Here is a 20,895-nt window from a genome sequence, read left to right as displayed (position 1 = left end):
AAGCCCCCGCGCGCAGGCGATCTACCAAACTCCTGATCCGAACTCCAGACAGGACCTAGATCACGCCACCTCACCGCTTGTCGCGTTGCGCCTGCAACTCGCGACACGAGAGAATGTTCGAGTTGCGGTGAGGTCTGTGTGACTCGGGGGCCCAGAGGCGATCGAGGAACCCCGCACGACGCGCGCATGGGGGTGGGCGGGTGAAGAAGTTCGACACGAGGGGCCACTACCCAACTCGGAACTCGACAAAAGCACCTTCGGCTCGGCGAAGTTCGCAAGGCACCAGCGGGTTCGCACCGCGATGGAGCCGGACGACGGCACCGCCCAGCCGACGCTCACCCAGGCCGGGTCCACTGCGCGGAGCGGCGGCTTGACTTCATGGTGGCATGGAGAGCATTCACGGCAGTTACGCGTTGTTTCATCGGGGGTTCAGTGTGACGGGGTGGGACATCTCATCGTCCGGCGTGCAGTTCGTGACCTCGCTCGTCGAGGACGCGATGGATGACCTGGCCAAGGACGTCAAGGCGTACGGCAAGAACGTGGAGAGCGCGGCTTGTTCGGCCGGCACGATCAGCGGGCCGTACTGCGGGCTCGCCCCGACCGGACCCGTCGGCGCGGCGCTGGCGCTGTTCGTGGACAAGACCGCCCCGGACTTGCTGTTCCTCGGCGCCCGTGCGGCGAACTCGGTCAACGGTGCGCGCGAGGCCACGGCCTGCTACGTCGCCGGGGACCTGCACATGGCCGCCACCGCCGAACACAAGGCGCTCGCCACGCCGAAGATCGACCTGCCGGGCCAGTGCGGCAACACCGGCTCGGGCAAGGGCAAGGGGGCCGGGGAGAAGTGATCGACCCGTCCGGCATACCCCAGTTCACAGGCGACTTCAGCGAGCTCGACAAGGACGTCTCCGCACTGCGCACAAACGCCATCGGCATCCGCAACCGCGGCATGGACGTCCACTCCCGCTTCCAGATGCTGGAGGCCTACTACACCGCACCCGAGGCGGACAAACTCTTCGCCACCACGCAGCCGGTCATGGACAACGCCGACGGCTTCGCCACCAAGCTGGAGACGGTGGCCGACGCGCTCGACACGTACTCCGCCGAAGCCCGCCCCCTCGCCAATCGGCTGGCCCGACTCAAGGCGGACGCACTCGACTTCGTGGCCGGTATCGAGGGCCACGACGACTGGACCCAGGACGAGGACAAGGTCCACCGGCACCAGGAACTCCTCGACGGCGTCACCTCCACGCAGTCCGCCTTCCAGGACGCCGAACGCCGCGCCGCATCCAAGATCTCCTCGATCGTGGGCGGGCCGAAGTTCGTCACGGACGACGGCAGCCACACCGTCGACAAGAAGACGGTGATGTACGGCTACGGCCTCAACACCCTCGAACACGCCAAGGAACTGCCCTGGGGCACCCCGGAGGAACAGACCTACGAGACATGGAGCCTCGACTGGTTCGGGCACGGGGCCAAGAGCTTCGTCTGGGACGGCCTGGTCAAGGACAACATCGAGGGCGGCCTGGACGGCCTCTACACCCTCTTCGGCGGGCACGGCTCCCAAGCGGCAGGGCAGGCATGGAGCGGCCTGAAGGACGTCGTCACCGGCATCGGCCTGTACACCATCACGCCCTACGACGCCTTCATGGACTGGGCCTTCGGCCCCGACAAGGAGAGCGCCGACGAAATCCGCTCCAAGAAGGCGGCCAAGGAGTTCGCCAAAAGCCTCGTCGCCTGGGACAAATGGGACGAGAACCCGGCGCGCGCCTCGGCCACCGTCGTCTTCAACGTCCTCACCCTCGGCGCCGGCCCCCTCGCCATCGCCGCGAAAGGCAGCGAGGCCGGCGCCCTGGCCAAGGGCGCGTCCGTCGCAGCCAAGGTCGGCGAGTTCATCGACCCCGTCTCCGCCGGCCTCAAGGCGACCGGCAAAGCGATCAACACCCTGCCGAAACTCTCCGACGTCACCTCCAAGATCTTCACCGGCCTCGATGCGACGACCGGCGCGGGACGCCTCCACAGCGTGATCGAACTCGACGACGGCTCCAAAGTCGTCATCCGCGACGGCGAATTCGTCGCCTACGACAAGCAGGGCCACATCATCTCCGACACGCCGAAGCAGGAACGATCCGTCACTGCGAGGGCCGGGGCGGACCAGGCGCCGGCACATGAGCGGAAGCTTGCAGGTGTGGGCGGCGGGCCGCACCCTCCACAAGCATCAGCACACCCTGACGGGGGTTTCGGCAGTCCTGCCGGACACACTGGGAACGAGGGTCGAGCACACGCCTCGCAGGGAGCTGGCACACATAACGGCGGGGCGGGCCACGACTCCGGGGGCAGCGTCGCTCAGGAGAGACCGCACGGTGGCGGGACGGCTGAAGCGTCACACCATTCCAGCGGCTCGGACGGCGGCACAGGCGAGAATCACGGACGGCACGTCGACGACACGACCACGTCCTCCGGCGACCACCAGGCGCACGGAGATGTGCATGGCTCGGACCGGGAGCTGACCCCCGAGGAACGCAAACGCATTCAGGACGAGCTCGTCAGGAAGGCCAACGATCCAGAATGGCGCAAGAAATACTACGACAATCGCGGTCACCGCTTGAGCAAGAGCACCAAGGTAGACGGCATTGAACTACCTATTCTGAAGAAGGACCCGCACGGTAAGTGGATCGCCAAGTACGATATGCCGAGCGGACCATCGGAGACCACGTTCGGCTCAAAACCACTGGGGCGAGATACAGTTCCTGACGGTAATCTCCCAGAACTCGACAAGGTGACAGCGGATCGTAAGGCAGCCCTGGAACTCACCAACGCGGAAAAGGCATTCGAGAAGACTCCTTCCCCCGAGTCTCGCGCGACTCTCGAGGAAGCGCAGAAGGCGTATGACCGTCAACTCGGCGACGTACCCAACAACAGCAAGATCTCCGAGACGCTGGGTGAAAAGGCTGCCGCACTTCATGTGGTAGAGAACGAATTCCCGACAGCCCAGGAGATCACGCTCCCGAAGACACCCAACGGCGCGGACATGTTCGACCAGGTCTACGACCTCGGCGGCGACGAACGTCTCATCGTCGAGGCAAAGGCCCCATCAGGCGACCTGGACTGGCGCCAAGGCGTCGCAGATCCCGAAGACCCGGCGAACCCGCACGTCGGCGACGACGGCGGCGCGCAGGGGATGAGAGTCAAGCAAGGTACGCTGCCGTATGTCCGGTCGATCCTTGGCCTGATGACACGCCGAGGCGGGCGGGACGCCGAAATCGCAGCAGACCTCCGCAAGGCGTTGAAAGCAGGCAAATTGCACTACATGCGAGTCAAGGCCGTCAAGCCAAGCGACTCCTCCTATGCTGGTGCCATAATGGACTATTTCAAGCTCTAGCCAGAGGAGCAGCCCGTGGCCACCCACATTCCACGCCACGAATTCCGAACGGACAACGCAGTCGATGCCATGGCCCCGATCATCGAAAGCACCAAGGAAGTTCTTGATGAGCTCGAAACATCGGAGTTCGACCGCTTCGACGCCCTGGACTACACACTGACCGTGGCAAAGTGGCGGTGCCTGACAGACCCTACGGCTGAAATGTTCGCAACGTGGGAAGCGTGGGTCACGGCCATGCAGGTCGGCTGTGCCCTGTTCGACGCTGGTGTGGCAACCACGGGGCCAGTCCCGTGCCGTATCGGGGTGGACGGCGAAGTGAAGCAGCTGCCTGCGACAGGGCCCCAGGAGTACCTGCACGCCGGCAACTGGCTCACCACTTACTACCTGGCAGCAGTCTGCAGGGAGAACGAGCGCCTCAACCGTCTGGCCCAGGTTCCCATCGCATTCCTCCGCGCGTCCGGAGTGGAGTTCGACGAATACATCTACGCCTGGGTCGAGACCCTGCAGCACGCCTGGTTCGGCCGGCTGGCCATGTGGGACACGCTCGTAACCGCGATGAACGGAACCGATCCGGAAACCGCGCGCATCGCGGGCAGGGAACTGATGTTGAAGATCCTCTACCCACCCCTCGAGCTCTTCCATCGCTATCAGCGCCAGGAAGCAGAGCAATTCAACACTGCGCTCGCCGATGCTGTCACCTGGCACAAGGAGTACTGGACCGCGAACCAGACCCGTTCCCTCAGTGGCGAAGGACTGGTCGCTCTCGGCCCTCTCGCCATCGCCTGCATGGCCCGTGACGCGGGCCTGCCGATCGAGGTCGAGTCCGAATATCTGCCCAAGGAACTCCTGCAGTTCGGATGGGTGGGCGAGGTCGACACCTGATCCACGATTCACGCGCGCCATGTGACCGGATCCGGTGACGGTTCAGGACTACAGCAGCCGACGCCCCGAGTCGGTGCGCCTCCGGACCGTAGGCTGGTCAATACCGTCCTCGTCAAAGAACAGGTCCCCGGAAGAGACTTCGTGACCAAGGACGTCATCGCCCTCACCCCCACGATGCCGGATCTGCGCACCCTCCTCGCAGGTCTGTACGCCGGCGGCCCCGACCTCGCCGTCGGCACCATGGCCGACGGCGCCGTCGTCCAGCTCTGCGCCCCCGACGGCCGCCCCCTCGTCTCCGTAGAGGCACCGATACCCGTGCACGTCCCCGGCGAGGTGACCCGCCTGCTGGACCGCCCCGTCCCCGACGGGCCGGTGTGGTGGACCGAGGCACGGGCCTCCACCGCCGTCACCGAAGCCGCCCGGCTCGCGGGCTCCTTCGCCGGCCGCCTGGCCACCGTACTCGGCGGCACCGTCTGGCCACCGGAAGCCGCCACCACCGACATCGTGCCCCTGACCACCGACATCTCCGCCGTCCCAGTCCCCGCCACCGCCGTCCCCGCCGTCGACGTCCTCACCCCCAGCACCGCCGTCGTCATCCAGGACCGCCCCCTGGTCACCATGACCAGCTGGCTCGCCGACGCCCTCCGCGCCGCGGCCGAGAACGAGCGCGCACTGCACATCGTCACCCCGCCGACCGCCCGCCTGACCCTGCCGACCCGCACCGCCCTACGCGCCCTGCCCAACCGCTGGGTCGTCCAACACCCCGAACACGGCTACTACGACGGCCTGTCCGGCGCCCAACTCCACTGGAAGAACGGCACGTTCACCCCCGTCCACGACGAGAACGGCGCCTCTGCGGTCGCCGACGCCTTCACAGCCGTCGCCCCGACTCGGGAGCACCAACTCCTCCTCGCCCTGCGCACCCGCCACCCGGCCGACGAGCAACTCGTCCTCGGCAACGCCCTGGAAACCGCCTTCCAGCACCTCACAGGTGCCCCGCCCGCCGGCTGGAGCACCGCCGAACCGGTCAGCCTCCCCTGGTCCACCCGCCGGCTGACCGAGTTCGCCCGCACCCGCGCACCCCAGCCGACCTGGCTGACCGCTGTCGGCCACCCCGACCGCCCCGCCCTGGCCACCCTCCGCATCCTGCGCACACAAGCGGGCGTCGAAGAGGACATCACCCTCGCCCTCGGCTACGGACACGACGAAAAGCCACCCCTGGACACGATCGAACCCCTCGCCGCAGCCCTCGCAGCCGAGCACGGCCTCGTCTCCCTACTCACCTCACTCCGCACCGCCCGCCGCGACCTGACCATCCCCCCGAGCCTCGAACCCCTCGCCATCCCCCTGGCGTTCACACTCGGCCACAACGAAGTCGAGAACCTGGGCCTCACCCACGCCGAGCACCCGCCCGCCGGCCCCACTCCCAGACGCCTCGGTCCCCCGACCCGCCCCGCTCTCCACTACCTCCTGGGAGACGGAACCGACCCCGAGGCATGGTCCACCTTCCAACAGCTCACCCAGCACCTGAAACAGGCAGTCGACGGCAATCCCGGCCCGCCACTCGGCCGCAGGTGACACAGCGGCGACGGACGCACCGCTCCAGCAGCATTCCGCGTACACGTCCCAGTCCCGCCAACCCGCAACCGTGCGCCAACGATCTACCGGCTCAGCCGGACCACGGCCTGGATCACCAACTGCCTTCCACCGCACGGCGGTTCCGACCGCCCCCATGCCCCGAGTCCCTCGCCGGGGGGGCACTCGCCTGCCCGGTATAACTGCAGGTCAGTGTGCTTCTTGGGGCAACTCGGTAGCTGAGGGGCGGTTAGGTTCTCCTGGCTGGTCCCTCAGCTTTCCCGTATTTGCGCAGGCCGGGGCAGGTCTGGGTTTCTGTGCAGGTGGGTGCCCCCGGAGGCACCCAGGACATGGGAACGCCGAAGGTATGTCCCTCAACATGGCCTTCGTCAGCGTTGTTGCCGAAGTCGAAGTCGCACAGACTGCCGCCGCTTTCGCCGTAGACCCGCAGAGGGAACCCCTGAGCTCACCGAGGCGGGCCGACTGCTGACCGGCACCGATCTGCCGGTAGCTGAGTCGATCGCCGGGTCGGCCTACCCGACCCCCATTGCTTCGCCCGCGTATTCCGCCCCGCCCACGGCGTCACCCCGCGCGAGTGGCGCGTATCTCTCGCCTCCACCGGGGCGTAAGGGCCTCGGGGCGTCCGGGTCACCCCTGCTGGGGTTCGCCCAGCGCGAATCCCGAGTTTCGACGCCAGGCTTCGCCTTCGGGTGTCCAGGCGACGCGGGTGCCGAGTCGGATCCAGACGCGGAACTCACCGAGGGACAGTTCGGAGGTCTCTTCCGCCCAGACAGTGTTCAGACCGAGTTGCATGCCGCAGTCCTTGGACTCCGACAGGCCGCGCCAGCCGCAGTCCCAGCTGACGTCCAGACTCAGCGGGCCGAGAACGGAGACCATCCGGTCCAGTTCCTCCTCGGTGGCGACGTCCTCGGCTTCGCTCTCGGGGGTGCCGAAGGGCAGGGTCGTGTCCAGGGAGAGCATCACGCCCTCGGGCAACGGCCAGAGATCGGCCAGGCCAGGGCTGAGCCGCAGGTTCGCCGTCAGCCAGGACCTCGGCTGCTCCGCGTCGAACGTGATGGCCTCGCGGCGCACCAGTTCATCCAGGAAAGGGAAGATGCGAGGTTCCCGGTCCACGGCCATGCGGGCGGTGCCGAAGGAACGGATGGCGTACGCGTACTGCTCAGCCGTGCTGATCGGTTCCAGTTGGGGCCAAGGGGCGGTGGACCAGTCAGCCAGATCGCGCATGATCGCCCGCGCCCGCGCCAGCGCACTCGCGGCGTCGGGAAAGGATTCGCGTACTGGATAAAGCATCGAGGCCACGAAACGTGCCTTTCGGGGACAGGGACGGGGGCGGACGCGCCGTCACCGGACGCGTCCGCTCCTGTCTCGGATTGCCGCCTGATGTCGAGCGGAGGCGGGCGGTTCCGTAGGAGTAGCGCTGCTCGATCGCTGGAGGATCCGGACGTCCGGGTCACCAGCCCGTCTGGGGTTCGCCCAGTGGGAGCCCGGAGTCGCCCACCCAGGTTCGGCCCTCAGGCGTCCAGGCGACGCGGGGGCCGAGGGAGATCCAGACACCGAACTCGCCCGGGGACGGCTCGACGTGCTGCGGCACCCAGACGCTGTTCAGGCAGAGCAGCACACTGCAGTCCTTGAACTCGGGCAGACCGCGCCAGCCGCAGTCCCATCTGACGTCCAGGGACAGCGGCCCGAGCACCGAGACCATCCGGTCCAGTTCGTCTTCGGTGGCAACGTCCTCGGGCTCACTGCCGGGGGTTCCGAAGGGCGGGGTCGTGGCCAGAACGAGGCTCACTCCTTCGGGAAGGGGCCAGAGATCAACCATGTCGGGGCGGAGCCGCACTTCGCCTGAGATGTAGGACTTCAACTGCTCCGCATCGAGGGTGACGACACCGCGGCGCCGCAGTTCGTTCAGAAACGGCACGCCGTGGGGTTCGCGGTCCGCACCGAACCGGGCGGTGGCGAAGGTGCCGAGTGCGTACGCATATTGCTCCGCGGTCGTGATGTCGTTCACTCGGGGCCACGGAGGGGCGGTCCACTCGGCCAGGTCGCGCATGATCGCGCGCGCCCGAGACAGCGCGCTCACAGCGTCGGGAAACGGTTCACGCACGCGGTAAAGCGTCGAGGACAAAGAAACGCGCCTTTCGGACAGGGGCAGGGCGGACGCGCCCTCACGGTACGCGTCCGCCCCTGCCCCGGGTTACGGCCTGGTGTCAGACAGCGGCAGCAGGCGGCTCAGCAGGAGCACCCGTTCGGCGAACAGCAGGTATGTCCCTCGACACGGCCTTCATCGGCGTCGCTGCCGAGGTCGAAGTCGCCCAGACTGCCGCCGCTTTCGCTGTAGAGCCGCAGAGAAGGAACCCCTGAGGTCACCGAGGCAGGCCGGCTGCTGACCGGCACCGATCTGCCGCTCGCCGAGACCGCCCGCTGGGCGGCCTGCCCGACCCCCGTTGCTTCGCCCACGTGACCAGCGTTGCCCCTCGCGAGTGGCGCACGCCTCGCCTCCACCGGGGCGTTCGAAGCTCCGGGCGTCCGAGTCACCAGCCTTGCTGGGGTTCGCCCAGCGGAAGTCCGGAGTCGCGGAGCCAGGCTTCGCCCTCGGGCGTCCACGCGACACGGGAACCGAGGGAGATCCAGACGCCGAACTCGCCGGGTGACGGCACGGCGATCTGCCGCGTCCAGACACTGTTCAGGCAGAGTTGCACGCCGCAGTCCTTGGACTCGGACAGGCCACGCCAGCCGCAGTCCCAGTTCACGTTCAGAGACAGCGGTCCGAGAACGGAAACCATGTCATCCAGTTCTTCCTCGGTACTGTCGGGGTCAGGCTCACTGTAGGGATCACCGAAAGGCGACGTCGAGTCCAGAGTGAGAGTCAGCTTCTCGGGCAGCGGCCAGAGGTCGGTCAGGTCGGGGCGGAGTATCGCGTAGCCGGCGAACCAGGAGTACGGCTCTTCCTTGTCGAACGTGACGACGGTACGGCGCCGCAGTTCGTCCAAACAGGGTCCGACGCCGGGTTCTGCCTGGTTCCCGTAGATGCGGGCGGTGTCGAAGGCGGAGAGGGCGTAGGCGTATTGCTCGGCTGTGGTGACCGGCTCCATTCTGGGCGTGGGGCAGGAGGTCCAGTCGGCCAGATCGCGCGAGATCGCTCGCGCCCGGGTCAACGCACTCGGGGCGTCGGGAAAGGACTCGCGTACTCGATAGAGCGTCGAGGACAAGGAACGTGCCTTTCGGACAGGGACACGGGCGGACACCCCCTCGCGGGACGCGTCCGCCCGTGTCTCAGATTACCGTCTGATGTCGAGCACAGGCGGGCGGTTCAGTAGGAGTAGCCGTTCGACGAATAGTAGGTATGGGTACGTTCGTCGTAATGGCCTTGGTCGGCCTTGTTACCCAGGTCGAAGTCGCCGAGACTGCTGCCGCTTTCGTTGTAGACGCGCAGATGGAACCCACGGATCGACTTCACGCCGCTCCTGCGAGCGTTCTGGTAGCTGCGGACCCACTGCTTGACTTCCGGAGCCTCGGCCAGGTCGGGGACCTGGATGAAGATCTCATTGACCTCCGTGCCCCCCGCCCAGTCCTGGCGCCAGCGCAGATACTGAACAGCCTCGTTGAGCCGTTTGCTGAATGTCGTCCCGTTGGCCTCTCCAATGGTTTTGACCTCGCCGTAGCCGACAATGTCACCCTGCTGGTCGAGGTACTCGAGGTCAGGGTTGTGCACTTTCTCTTTCTTCGGGGCGTTCGGCTTGCTCGTGAGCTCGTTCTCCTTGGGCATCACCCGGGCCCGGGTCCCCTCCGGGGCACCATCCAGCGCGCGGTACGCATTGTCCAGAGTGAGCTGCGGCTCACCGTCCTCGCCTTTGTGTTCCTGCCGCAGAGACTGCGCATCCCTGTCCCGGTCCGAATCCTCCGAGGACGCGCCGTCCGACCCACCCCCGCCGCCATCACCGTTCTGCACGGCATACGCGATATTCGGTGCGGCAACCGCGGACGCCACCGTCGCGGTGCCGGTGACGGCGAGTGCGGAGCCCGCGAGGATCAGTGCCTCGCCCGGGCCGAGTGCCCCGATGCCGGTCGCCATGAGCGCGCCGCCCAGGCCGTCCGCGGCCGCGCCGAGCAGCAGCTGCCCGAAGCCGAGTGCGGCCATGGGGGCGTTGGTGCGGTCGATGACCTGCTGGGCGGTGTCCGCCAGGCTGGAGACCGCGTTGGACAGGGAGCTGAACCAGCTCTGTCCGGTCGGGTCGCTGCCGGTCACCGGGTTGTTGGCGGCGTAGTCGTAGCCCGTCAGCTGTGAGGGGTCGGTGGCCTCCAGTTTCGGGTCGCGGCTGATGAAGCGGCCGGTCTGCGTGTCGTACTCGCGCAGACCGAGGTTGACCAGGCTGGTGGCGGTGTCGGTGGTGCCGCCCACGTAGCCCTTGTCGCCGAGCCAGGAGGCCGGGGCCGTGCCGCGGGTACCGCCGAAGGGCAGGTACTGCCGCCGTGTCACCGCCTGGGTCTGGTAGTCGACGGACAGGTAGTCGGTGCCCTGCCGGTTGGGGATCAGGTACTGGATGTTCCCGCTGCTGGAACGGGCGGCCACGGTGGTGCCGTTGACCGAGTAGTAGCGGGTGCCGGTCACCGCCTTGGTGGCGGTGTTCTCCACCAGTTCCTCGTCGCCGAGGTAGAGCGTGGCCTGGGTCGGGTCGGTGCGCAGCACCAGGCCGCCGTCGAGGCCGTAGAGGTAGCCGGTGGTGCCGGCCGCCGTGGTGTCGGTGTCCAGCCGGTTCTGGTGGTTCCAGGTCAGGGTCTGGTCGCCCAGTGCTCCGCCCTGGATCGAGGTGGTGTTGCCGGAGGCATCGTAGTGGTAGGACGCCGTGTTCGCGGCGGCGGCCGGGCCGGTGGCGGTGGTGCTGCCGAGCGTGTGCGGCTGGTCGGTCGCGGAGCCCGCGGTCGGGTAGTGGTAGGTCGTGGTGGTGTCGTCGGCGCTGTTGCCGGTGGTGTCGTGGTCGGTCTGGGTCTGGCGCTGGCCATCGGCGGCGTAGGTCCAGGTCTGCCAGTAGGGGCTGGTGCCGCCGACGGTGGCACTGCTGCCGGTGGCGGGCGTGGCGACGCAGTTGTCGGTGGCGCTCCAGGCCGCGGTGAGACGGGCCGCCCAGTCGTAGCCGTAGCACTGGGTGTCGACGACCGAGCCGCCGCTTTGGCTGTCGGTGGTCGAGGTGAGCAGTCCGGCGCCCTTGGAGACGGCCGAGTTGCCCCAGGTGTAGCTGGTGTCGTCGACGACCGTGCCGCTGGTGGAGTCGGTGGTCTTGGCGTCGGTGGGCTGGCCGGTCTGCGGGTCGTACTGCAGGGTCAGATCGACCCAGTTGGTGGTCGGGCCCATGGAGTACTGGAGGGGATCGCCGTACTCGTCGTAGCCGATGGCGGAGACGTAGGTCCAGGCGTTGGTGCCGGAGCTGGCCACGCTGGTGGGCTGACCGTACTGGTCGTAGCCGTAGTTGACGGTTTCCGCGGGGAGTCCGCCGCTTGCCGGGTCCTGCTTGCTCGACAGGGTTCCGGTGGTCTTGTACGTGTAGGACTCGATGTAGCCGGCGGACGGCGCCAGTGCCGCCAGGTTGCTCGGCAGGTTGGCCAGCGTGGTCTTCGAGGCGGCGACCTCGCCCATGTTGGTGTAGGCGAGCACCGCGTTGGTGACCGAGGGGCTGCCGGTGCCCAGCTGGTAGGAGGTGGAAGAGGTGAGGTACCCCTTCTTCAGCGTGTCGTACGTCCAGGCCGCGACCTGGTTGGCGGTGGACGGGGTGGCGTTGCCGGTGATGTCGTAGGCCGCCGTCCTGCGGCCGTCCTTGTCGTAGGTGTAGCCGGCCTGGTCGCCCCGGGCGTCGGTCGTGGTCAGCAGCTGGCCGGCGTTGTCGTAGGTCGCCGAGGATGCGCCGGAGTCGGGGTCGGTCGCCGCGACCTGGTCGCCCAGGAGGTTGTAGGTCCAGGTCCAGGTGTTGCCGGCCGGGTCGGTCTGGCTGGCCTGGTGGCCGTCCGGATAGTACGTGTAGTGCGTGTCGGAGTAGTCGGAGGCGGAGTCGTGGACCGGGTCGGCCGCGGCGCCCGCGTGGTACTGGTACAGGTCGGTCCGGTGTCCCCGGGCGTCGGTGAGCGTGGTCTCGGCCACGCCGCCCTTCGGGGGGACGGTGGTGGTGAAGTCGCCGCCGAAGACGGTGGTGGTGTTCCAGGTGGCGGTGCCCAGCGCGTAGGCGGTGGACACGGTTTTGCGTCCGGCGCCGTCGTAGGTGAAGCCCGTCTCCGACGGGATGTCGCCGTCCTGGGCCTGTACCAGCGTTGCGCTGGGGGCGCCGGTGGTGTAGTAGGGGGCGGTGGTCTTGGCCACCCACCCGTTGGTGTCGTAGACGGTGTCGGTGACGTCCCGGCCGCCGTCGACGGTGGCGATCTGCGTCTCGCGGGGGCGGAGCAGCGCGTCCATCAGCAGTTCGCTGCTGCGGTAGCTGCCGTCGTCGTTCAGGGTCTGGGTGATGACGGAGCTCGGCTTGTCGGCGGCGAGCGTGTAGCTGTACTTGTTCGCGGCGGCGGTGATCCCGGGCCGGAACACGGCGGTGATCCGCCCCAGCGCGTCATACTGCGCCTTGGTGACGTAGCCGGCCGCGGTGGTCTGCGTCAGCATCAACCCGCGTAGCGCGTCGTAGGTCTGACTGAGGGTCTGGCCCATCGGGTCGGTGGAGACGATCGCGGTGGGTGCGGCCCCGGTGGTGGGGGTGTAGGCGGTCTTGGTGGTCCGCTGGTCGGCGTCGGTGCTGGTCAGCGTTCGGCCGTAGACGTCCGTGGTGAGCGACGACATGGTCGAGTAGACCGGGGTGGACCCGGTGTACGAGGTGGCCTGCTGGGTCGAGGTGGGGTCGCCGGCGGTGGGTGCGGCGCCCAGGGTGCCAGAGCCGTCGTAGAAGACCCGCTTATCGCTGACTGCGTCGGCCGGGAGCGACGGGGTGGCCGAGCAGTTGACGGACACCGTCTTCGTCTCGTCCACCAGGTCGAGGATCCAGGCGGAGGTGCTGTCCGCGTAGCTCGCCGTGGTGCACAGGTCGTCGGTCGCGGTGGAGACGTCGCCCTTGTCGTCGACCTTGGTGACCCGGCCGTGGGAGTCGTGGGTGTAGTCGGTCTCGGTCTCCCGGGTGGACCCGGACGCCAGCGGCGTGAAGACATCGACCGCGTTCTGGCCGGTCAGGAACGCCTTCTGCGGCGGCAGCCCGCCGGACAGCGTGTGGACGGCGGTGGCGCTGCTGCTCCAGGGGGCGGTGATCGTGTCGTTGACGACCTTGCCGCTGTTCAGCCCGTTGTAGAGGATCGCCTCGTAGGTCAGGCCCGCGTACTGGGCCGAGTCGACCACCGGCGGGTCGCCGCGGGAGTCGGTGACGGTGACCGAGCGGGTCTTGCCGCCGGGCAGGGTGTCCCCGTCCATGCCGCGGAAGTAGGTGTAGTCGGTCTCGGTGGCCGGGTCGGGCGCGGTGCCCGTGGTGACCTTCATGCCGCCGTAGCCGCGCCACTGGTCCCAGGTGCGCTGGGCGGCGGGGGTCAGCGGGTTGTCGTCGTGGTGCCAGGCGGGGGTACCCACCGGGATGTAGCGGGTGACGATGGTGTCGTTGACGCCGCCGCCGGTCTGGTCCTGCTGGGTGACCGTGGTGACGATGTACTTGTTGAACCAGTCCAGCATCGGGCTGGTCTGCCCGGTTGGGGTCCAGTAACCGGGGTAGCACAGGGAGGTGTTCTGGCTGGCGTCGCTCGGGGTGCCACCGCCGCAGGCAGGGGCCGAGTAGCCGACGCTGATGATGCCGCCGGACTCGGTGGTGATGGTGTTGAGCCGGTAGCGGGTGATCGGCGGGTAGCCGTCGGTCAGGTCCACCCGGTTCGACAGCGGTGTGCCGGAGAAGGTCACCTGGGGCATGGCGAGCGCCGACGTGGAACCGCCGGCGGAGGTGTCCTGGCCGGTGCGGGTCACCGAGTTCAGCCACAGCGAGGGCGTGGTCGCGTCCCCGGTGGCGGGGAAGGAGTGGGTGAACGCCCAGGAGTCGACGTTCGTCTCGGTGGAGCCGACCAGCGCCTGGGCCTGAATGCCCGTCAGCTCGTCCTCGGTCCAGAACGTCGGGGAGTTGGACGAGCAGGAGGCGCCGCTGGCGCAGTTCAGGTCGAACGGCACGTCCGGCCACTTCGACGCGGTGGAACTGGTCAGCGTGGAGGTGGCGCAGCCGGTGGCGGAGGTGTTGCAGCGGCCGTTGTAGGTGAAGGTGACCTGGGCGGCGGGGCTGGTGGAGTACACCGAGCCGTCGCGCTGGCCGTACTGGATCTTCTGCAGGACCGCGTCGCGCACGTAGGGGGTGTCGGCGGTCTTGCCGAGGTTACGCGCGTAGTAGGCGGTGGTCGGTGTGTAGAAGTAGGACATCACGTCGCCGTGGGTGTCCTTGACGTAGTCGAGCATCCAGCGGTAGCCCTGCTGGCACCAGGAGTTGGCCCAGGTGGAGTTGTAGCAGGGCTGGCCCGAGGCGGTGGCGTAGACCGGCTCGGTCAGCACCGAGTCGGTGGTCGTGTTCCCCGACGCCCACCCCGGCAGTTCGTTCAGGCCGAACGTGTACTGGGTGCCGTTCGGCGTGGTCACCCGGAAGTACTCGCCGCTCTGGGCGCCGTTGGTGGCGCCGGTCAGCCGTTCGACGCGGTCGTCGGAGTCGCCCTGGGCCCGGTAGTTCCCTGTGGTGTCGTCCTTGATCAGGGTGGTCGTGGTGCCGTTGAGCGAGAGGGTGAGCCGGTTGTCGGCCGACCAGCAGTTGTCCCAGGTCTTGGTGGTGCCGGTGGGGTTGTCGTGGCAGGAGCCGTAGGAACGCTCGACGTAGTTGCTCGGCAGCGAGAAGCCGTCGCCGACGACCGATGCCTGGTTGTTGGTGGACGAGGTCAGGCCGTCCACGCTCTGCGAGTCGTAGCCCAGTGAGAGGTTGGGCGTCAGCCCGCCGGGGACGCCGGGCCCGGTGATCGGGTAGGACCAGGTGAACGCGTCGGTGCTGCCGCCGGCCTGCCACGATCCGGACGGCTTGAGCGAGGTGGCGGTGAAGTCCCCGCCGCCTCCGGTCGGCGCGGCGGTGGCCGCCAGGACCACGCTGTTCTTCGCGAGGGTGAGCGGGGCCGAAAGGGTTTGTGCCGTGGTGCTGTTGGCGGAGGCCACGGGGGTCTGGGTGCGGCAGGAGGCGAGTCGCGGCGTGGTCAGGGCGCAGTCGGGCAGCCGCACGAGTCGCAGTCGCGAGCCCCAGTCTGCGCCGAACGCGGCGGTGAAGTCCCGGTAGTCAAGGCCAACTCGGAGCTTTCGGTGGCTGCCGCTCGGCAGCCCGGACAGCTTGAGCAGCACTCCGTCGACACCGGCCGAACGCCCGGTCCGCCGTGGGAGGACGCGCACTGCGGCGTGGTCGAGGGGGAGGCCGGAGGAGGGGGCCAGCCAGACCGGGAGGCTGCCCGCCCGGAGTCGGGTGCCGGATGCCGCATGCGTCTTGGCGGCAGCGCGGCCCGTTGCCGTCGGGGCCGCACCGTTCGTCGCGGTGGCGGCGAAGACGGCGGTGCCGCTGGGCCACTTCACCTTGGGCGAGGGCGAGTTGACCAGATGCCGGACGGGACCGTAGTGGGTGCGTAAGGCGGTCACCGGGACCGGCTTGACCTGGGTGAAGCCGGGTTGCCGGTGGTTCGAGGCCGCTTCGGCCGTACCGGTGAGGCCCACGATCACGGAGATCACCGCCGTCATGGCGGTCAGTCCGCGCATCAGAGGGCCCTTGGGTCTCTCGCGTCCGCCCGTCCGGGCGCGTGAACCTGTCGTCCTTGGCAAGAACTTGCTCCTTGGGATGACGATTGAGTCGATCTTGAAGGCGCAACGGAAAGTACCCAGGACGACCGTCCAAGAATTGCCGCGCGAGAATCTCTTGCCAGATTCACGACATGGACATGTTGCTACTTTTCTGATGGCCGGTCACATAATTGCCCAGCATGCCGAATTGATCTTTGCGGGGTCCCGGACGACCACTTACATTCGCCTCCGGGTCGGACCTCCGACCGAGATCTAGAGACAGGAATCCGATGTCCATACCTCGCGCACGCGCGCGAAACGGCAGACCGCGCGCGGTGCTGGCGGCCGCCGCGGTACTTGCGGTCAGCGCTGCCGGACTGGTCTCCGCGCCGGCGGCCGCGGCGCAGCCGACCGCAGGCCTCCAGATCACCGGCAAAAGTGGCCCCGTCGCCAAGTCGCCCGCAAAGTCCGGCGGTTCGCCGGTTCTGCCGGACGGCTTCGGCCCCAGCGCCGCCGACGCCACCGCCATGCAGGCCGCCGCCAAGCGGGCCCACGCCACCGGCAAGCCGGTGGCGGTCTCCTCACTGACCAGCCCGACCGTGCAGGTTCAGGCGGAGCCCGGCGGCGGATTCCGCTCGGTCTCCAACCCGCTGCCGGTGCGCACCCGGCAGAGCGGCCGCTGGGTACCGGTGGATCTGACGCTGGTGCACCGGGCCGACGGCAGTTGGGCTCCGAAGGCCACCGCCTACGGCACCGTGTCCTTCTCCGGCGGCGGCACCGCCCCCCTCGCGGTCACCCGCTCCGGGAGCACCTCGCTCACCCTCACCTGGCCCACCGCCCTGCCGGCCCCTCATGTCTCGGGCGCCACCGCGACCTACCCCTCCGTGCTTCCCGGCGTGGACCTCCAGGTCTCCGCCAACGCGGCCGGCGGTCCCAGCGAGACCCTGGTCGTCCACGACGCCGCGGCGGCGCGGAACCACGCGCTGGCCTCGCTGCGCCTGGGCGCTCGGGTGCACGGCGGGCACCTGGCCACCGCCGCGGACGGCGGGCTCACCGTCACGGACGCGCACGGAGCGGTAGTGGCGGACGCGCCCACACCGCTGCAGTGGGACTCCAACCAGACCCTGCCCGCCGGCCGGCGGCCCGCCGGGGCCAAGGTGGCGGCCGACGCCTCCGACGCCGCGCACCCGGGTCTGGCCGCACACGTCGGCCAGGTCCGGGCGCGAGTCGGCTCCGGTGCGCTGACGCTCGTCCCGGACCGGGCGATGCTCACCCGCGCCTCGACCGTCTACCCGGTCTTCGTCGACCCCTCGGTCAACTGGCACCCGGTCGACTACACCAACCCCGCCTTCGACGAGGTCAAGCAGGGCTGCCCGGGCACCTCCTTCTACAACAAGACCGGCTCACTGGCCGACAACGGCTACCTCGGCGTCGGCTACAACGGCTGGCCCGAAGGCTCCTGCAACACCGGCGACGAGCACGCCATCTACCAGTGGACCCTGTCCAAGACCATCTTCGGCGCCGTCATCAACAGCGCCCAGGTCGACGCGACCGACATCTACTCGGCCTCCTGCTCCACCACCGCGACGGTCAACCTGCACTGGTCCAAGGGCATCGGCTCCGGCACGGACTGGAGCAACCGCCCCGGCTACAACAGCTACTCGACCTCGGCGAGCTTCGGGCCGGCGTACAACCCCACCTACTGCCCGGGCAACGGCAGCACGACCAACGGCTTCAACGTGCTGAGCCCGATCAAGACCGCGGCAAGCGGCCACGCCACCAGCTTCACCGCCACCCTGAGCGAGGACTCCATGGAGTCCAGCCGCAACGACCTCGGGTTCAAACGGTTCTCGCACAACCCGACGCTGCAGATCTTCTACGACAACCCGCCGAGCGCGCCCACCGCCGCCACCATGGCCGCCGTGTCCGGCGCCGCCGACGCGGCCTGCGACACCGCCTCGCCGTACCCGTACATGGGCAAGACCATCGCCTCCACCCCGCCGGTGCTGCGCGCCAAGGTCAAGGACCCGAACGGCGACAAGCTTCAGGCCACCTTCCGGTACTGGATCGACGGCACCACCACCAAGTACACGCTCAAGAGCGGCGACAACCTCTCCAGCGGCACCTACGCCACGACCTCGCTCCCGGCGTCCTTCGTCTCCACGCTGACCGCCGGCAAGACCGTCGACTGGGACGTCACGGTCACCGACGGCATGGCGTCCACCACCTACAGCCAGTCGCCCACCTGCCACTTCACCGCCGAACCCAACGCTCCTGACGAGCCGTCACTTGCCTCCGAGAGCAACCTCTTCCCGAACACGGACGTCACCGACGCCGCCGTCGGCGCGGCCGCCGGCACCGCGGGCAAGTTCGACATCACCGGCTCCGGCACCACCGCGACCAAGTTCGTCTACCACCTCGACGTGCCGCCGCCGACCAGCAACCCGCCGGCGAGCGAGACCGTGACCGCGAGCAGCAACAAGGCGACGGTCACCATCGCCCCGCCCTCGCCCGGCCCGCACACCCTCTACGTCTACGCCGTGGACGGGGCCGGCGACGTCTCCGGCACCTCCGCCTACCCGTTCCTGGCCGCGGGCCACCCCAACACCACCTGTGCCAGCCTGGCCGCCTGCTTCAACAACGTCGGCGTCAGCGCCGACAGCAACATGACCGCGGCCAACTTCGACGGCAACGGGCACAGCTTCTCCGCCACCGACTGGGCCAACGCCGGCTGGACCAGCGGCGGCAAGGTGACCGTCGACGGCGCCACCATGACCCTGCCCGCCTTCGGCTCCGGCCAGAAGGACAACCTGCTGGCGGCCAACCAGACCGTCGGATACTCCGGCCAGGGCAGCGCGCTGGTCTTCCTGACCGCCTCCACCTACACCAACCTGGTCTCCCCCGGTGCCATCGCCGGTGACACCACCGCCCCCTATGTGCCGGCCGGCACCCGGGTCAGCGCCACCTACTGCTTCTCCGGCGAGAACGCCGACGCCTTCTGCCCGGCCAGCGGCCAGATCACCTACACCGACGGCACCACCACCAGCTACATGCTGACCGTGCCCGACTGGTCCAACAGCGACAGCTCCATCGCGGCCGCGGTCTTCCCGCACGCCAACGGCACCACCCAGAGCACGGCCAACCGCCAGCTCTACGCCTTCTCGGTACCGGTCGACCCGACCCGCACCATCGCCTCGGTCACCATGCCCGACCTGACCGGCGCGGCAGGACCGAGCGAGTCGACCCTGCACGTCTTCGCCCTGGGCACCCGCAACACCACCGCGGGCACCACCGAGGCCAACGGCAGCTACGCCGCCGCTCCGGCCGGGCAGTCCTGGACCGGCGCCTGGTCCAGCGCCACCGAGGACAGCTACGGACTGCCGGGCGGCGGCACCTTCTCCAACCAGACCATCCGCCTGGCCCTGAAGCCCTCGGTCTCCGGCGGCACCGTCCGCGTCAAGCTCGACAACGCGCTCGGGACCAGCAAGCTCTCCATCGGCCACGCCACCATCGCCCTCAGCTCCACCCCGAGCGCGATCGGCTCGGTCCCGGCCGGCACGCCGACGACGCTCAAGTTCGGCGGCAGCCAGTCGGTCACCGTCCCCGTCGGCGGCATGGTCTACAGCGACCCGCTGGCGTTCACCGTCACCGCGGGCCAGTACCTGCTGGTCTCCTACCAACTCAGCAACGCCGTCCCCTACCTGGTGCAGCACTCCTACGCGGGTGGCTCCTACGAGTACATCACCGCGAGCGGCACCGGTGACCTGACCACGAGCACCAGCGCCACGCCGTTCACCACCAACGCCGCGGCCTACGGCAACTTCACCGATCTGGTCACCGACCTGGACGTGCAGTCGGCGAGCGTGCCCACCGAGGCGGTGCTGGGCGACCACCTGGTCGACCCGTTCCAGCCCGGCACCACGCTGCCCAACTCCAACGGGTACCGGGTGGCCGACGGGCTGACCGCCGCCGAGCCCTCGACGCCCGCCCCCTACGGCGTCATCGCCGAGGGCATCGAGTCCAACCAGCTCATGGCCGACAACCCGGAGACCTACAACGGCAGTGTCATCGGTGGGCCGTCGGTGCTCTCCCGCCTCGACCGCGACATCCTCGACCAGCCCGGCATCTCCACCGTCATCCTGGACAGCGGCCTCGAAGACCTGCTGGCCGGGGCCACCAGCGACGACCTGGACGCCAACGGCTACACCGCGCTCGTACAGCAGCTCCAGGGCTGGGGCATCAACGTGGTGCTCACCTCGCTGACGCCCTGCGAGGGCTTCACCGGTGACGGCGCCACGCCCAACGACCCCTGCACCAGCACCACGGACACCAACCGGACGGACGTCAACGCCTTCCTCGGCGGCATGAACCTGGGCAACCCCTGGGCCACCCCGGCCGTCTACTTCGCCGACCTCGACGCGACCGTGGCCGTGACGGACTCGGCCACCGGTGAGGAGAAGCTGGCGGCGGCAGCCGACAGCGGCGACCACGTCAACCTGTCCAACCCCGCCTTCGGCGCGCTCACCACGGCCCTGCTCTCCCCCGTCGACGCCTGGAACCTGGACGACGGCGACGGCATGCCGGTGGCCACCGACACCGCCGCGACCGACACACTCAACACCCTCAACGCGGCGGGCGCCAACCCGAACCTCGGCAACAACCCGCTCACCCTGACCGGCGGCACGACCTGGGCCACCGACGCGACCCGGGGCACCGTCCTGTCGCTCGACGGCAGCAGCGGCTACGCCGCGAGCGGCGGCCAAGTGCTCGACACCACAGCCAGCTACTCGGTCTCCGCCTGGGTCAAGCCCTCCTCGCTGCCCAGCGGCAACGCGACGGTCGCCGGACAGGACGGCACCCAGAACAGCCCCTTCTACCTCCAGTACAACTACGCCCACAAGAGCAGCCCAGGCTGGGCCCTCGCCTTCACCAACGCCGACACGACCAGCCCCTCCTTCACCCTCGCCTACGCCTCCGGGGCCACCGCGAACACCTGGACCCACCTGGTCGGCGTCTACAACGCCGCCACCAAGACGGCCCAGCTCTACGTCAACGGCGCCCTCGCCGGGACCGCGGCCAACGTGACGTCGTGGGGCGCCACGGGCGCGTTCTCCGTCGGGCGCTCGAGGTACAACGGGGCCAACAGCGACTTCTTCCCCGGCTCCATCAGCGACGTCCAGGCGTGGAACTACGCGCTGACCGCCAACCAGGTCACCGCCCTCTACCAGCAGATCCCGTAACGACCAGGGAAACC

9 protein-coding genes are annotated in these 20,895 nt (G+C 68.7%); 5 read left to right on the top strand and 4 right to left on the bottom strand.

What is annotated here, in order from left to right:
* Positions 1–386 precede the first annotated feature (386 nt).
* The 4 genes from ACFSL4_RS33415 (at position 387) to ACFSL4_RS33400 (ending at position 5,839) form a co-directional block, all read left to right on the top strand.
* Positions 387–845: a DUF6507 family protein gene (locus tag ACFSL4_RS33415; protein ID WP_381091324.1), complete on the top strand. Its 459-nt coding sequence runs from the start codon at positions 387–389 to the stop codon at positions 843–845.
* Entirely contained in the window at positions 842–3,379 is a 2,538-nt protein-coding gene (locus ACFSL4_RS33410) for a hypothetical protein (protein WP_381091323.1), read from the top strand. The genes ACFSL4_RS33415 and ACFSL4_RS33410 overlap by 4 nt, the downstream gene beginning before the upstream one ends.
* Positions 3,380–3,394: 15 nt before the next feature.
* Positions 3,395–4,261, top strand: a complete 867-nt coding sequence (locus ACFSL4_RS33405; protein WP_381091321.1) for an immunity 49 family protein — start codon at positions 3,395–3,397, stop codon at positions 4,259–4,261.
* 141 nt (positions 4,262–4,402) lie between these two features.
* Positions 4,403–5,839, top strand: a complete 1,437-nt coding sequence (locus ACFSL4_RS33400; RefSeq protein WP_381091319.1) for a DUF6177 family protein — start codon at positions 4,403–4,405, stop codon at positions 5,837–5,839.
* Between the two features lie 645 nt (positions 5,840–6,484).
* Here ACFSL4_RS33400 and ACFSL4_RS33395 read toward each other — a convergent pair.
* The 4 genes from ACFSL4_RS33395 to ACFSL4_RS33380 form a co-directional block, all read right to left on the bottom strand.
* Positions 6,485–7,147, bottom strand: a complete 663-nt coding sequence (locus ACFSL4_RS33395) for a hypothetical protein (RefSeq protein WP_381091317.1) — start codon at positions 7,145–7,147, stop codon at positions 6,485–6,487.
* 160 nt (positions 7,148–7,307) lie between these two features.
* Positions 7,308–7,937, bottom strand: a complete 630-nt coding sequence (locus ACFSL4_RS33390) for a hypothetical protein (RefSeq protein WP_381091315.1) — start codon at positions 7,935–7,937, stop codon at positions 7,308–7,310.
* A gap of 451 nt (positions 7,938–8,388) precedes the next feature.
* The gene (locus tag ACFSL4_RS33385; protein ID WP_381091313.1) at positions 8,389–9,066 is read right to left on the bottom strand and encodes a hypothetical protein; all 678 of its coding nucleotides are present in this window, start codon (positions 9,064–9,066) and stop codon (positions 8,389–8,391) included.
* A gap of 101 nt (positions 9,067–9,167) precedes the next feature.
* A complete protein-coding gene (locus ACFSL4_RS33380) occupies positions 9,168–15,620 on the bottom strand; it encodes an RHS repeat domain-containing protein (protein ID WP_381091311.1) in 6,453 nt (2,150 codons plus the stop codon).
* Positions 15,621–15,931: 311 nt separating this feature from the next.
* Here ACFSL4_RS33380 and ACFSL4_RS33375 point away from each other — a divergent pair, with 311 nt between their 5' ends.
* Complete coding sequence (locus ACFSL4_RS33375; protein ID WP_381091309.1) at positions 15,932–20,881, top strand: LamG-like jellyroll fold domain-containing protein; 4,950 nt, start codon at positions 15,932–15,934, stop codon at positions 20,879–20,881.
* Positions 20,882–20,895: the final 14 nt, after the last annotated feature.

Origin of the sequence: Streptomyces caeni, from assembly GCF_042678285.1 — a bacterium.
Taxonomy (GTDB): Bacteria; Actinomycetota; Actinomycetes; order Streptomycetales; family Streptomycetaceae; genus Streptomyces; species Streptomyces caeni.
The sequence above is the reverse complement of the archived record's forward strand: the minus strand, read 5'-3'. Positions and strand labels throughout refer to the sequence as shown.

What these genes read in the sequence shown, in the direction of transcription:
- ACFSL4_RS33415 (WP_381091324.1), top strand. Translation starts at nt 387, where the DNA reads ATGGAGAGCATTCACGGCAGTTACGCGTTGTTTCATCGGGGGTTCAGT.
- ACFSL4_RS33395 (WP_381091317.1), bottom strand. Translation starts at nt 7,147, where the DNA reads ATGCTTTATCCAGTACGCGAATCCTTTCCCGACGCCGCGAGTGCGCTG.
- ACFSL4_RS33380 (WP_381091311.1), bottom strand. Translation starts at nt 15,620, where the DNA reads ATGCGCGGACTGACCGCCATGACGGCGGTGATCTCCGTGATCGTGGGC.
- ACFSL4_RS33375 (WP_381091309.1), top strand. Translation starts at nt 15,932, where the DNA reads ATGTCCATACCTCGCGCACGCGCGCGAAACGGCAGACCGCGCGCGGTG.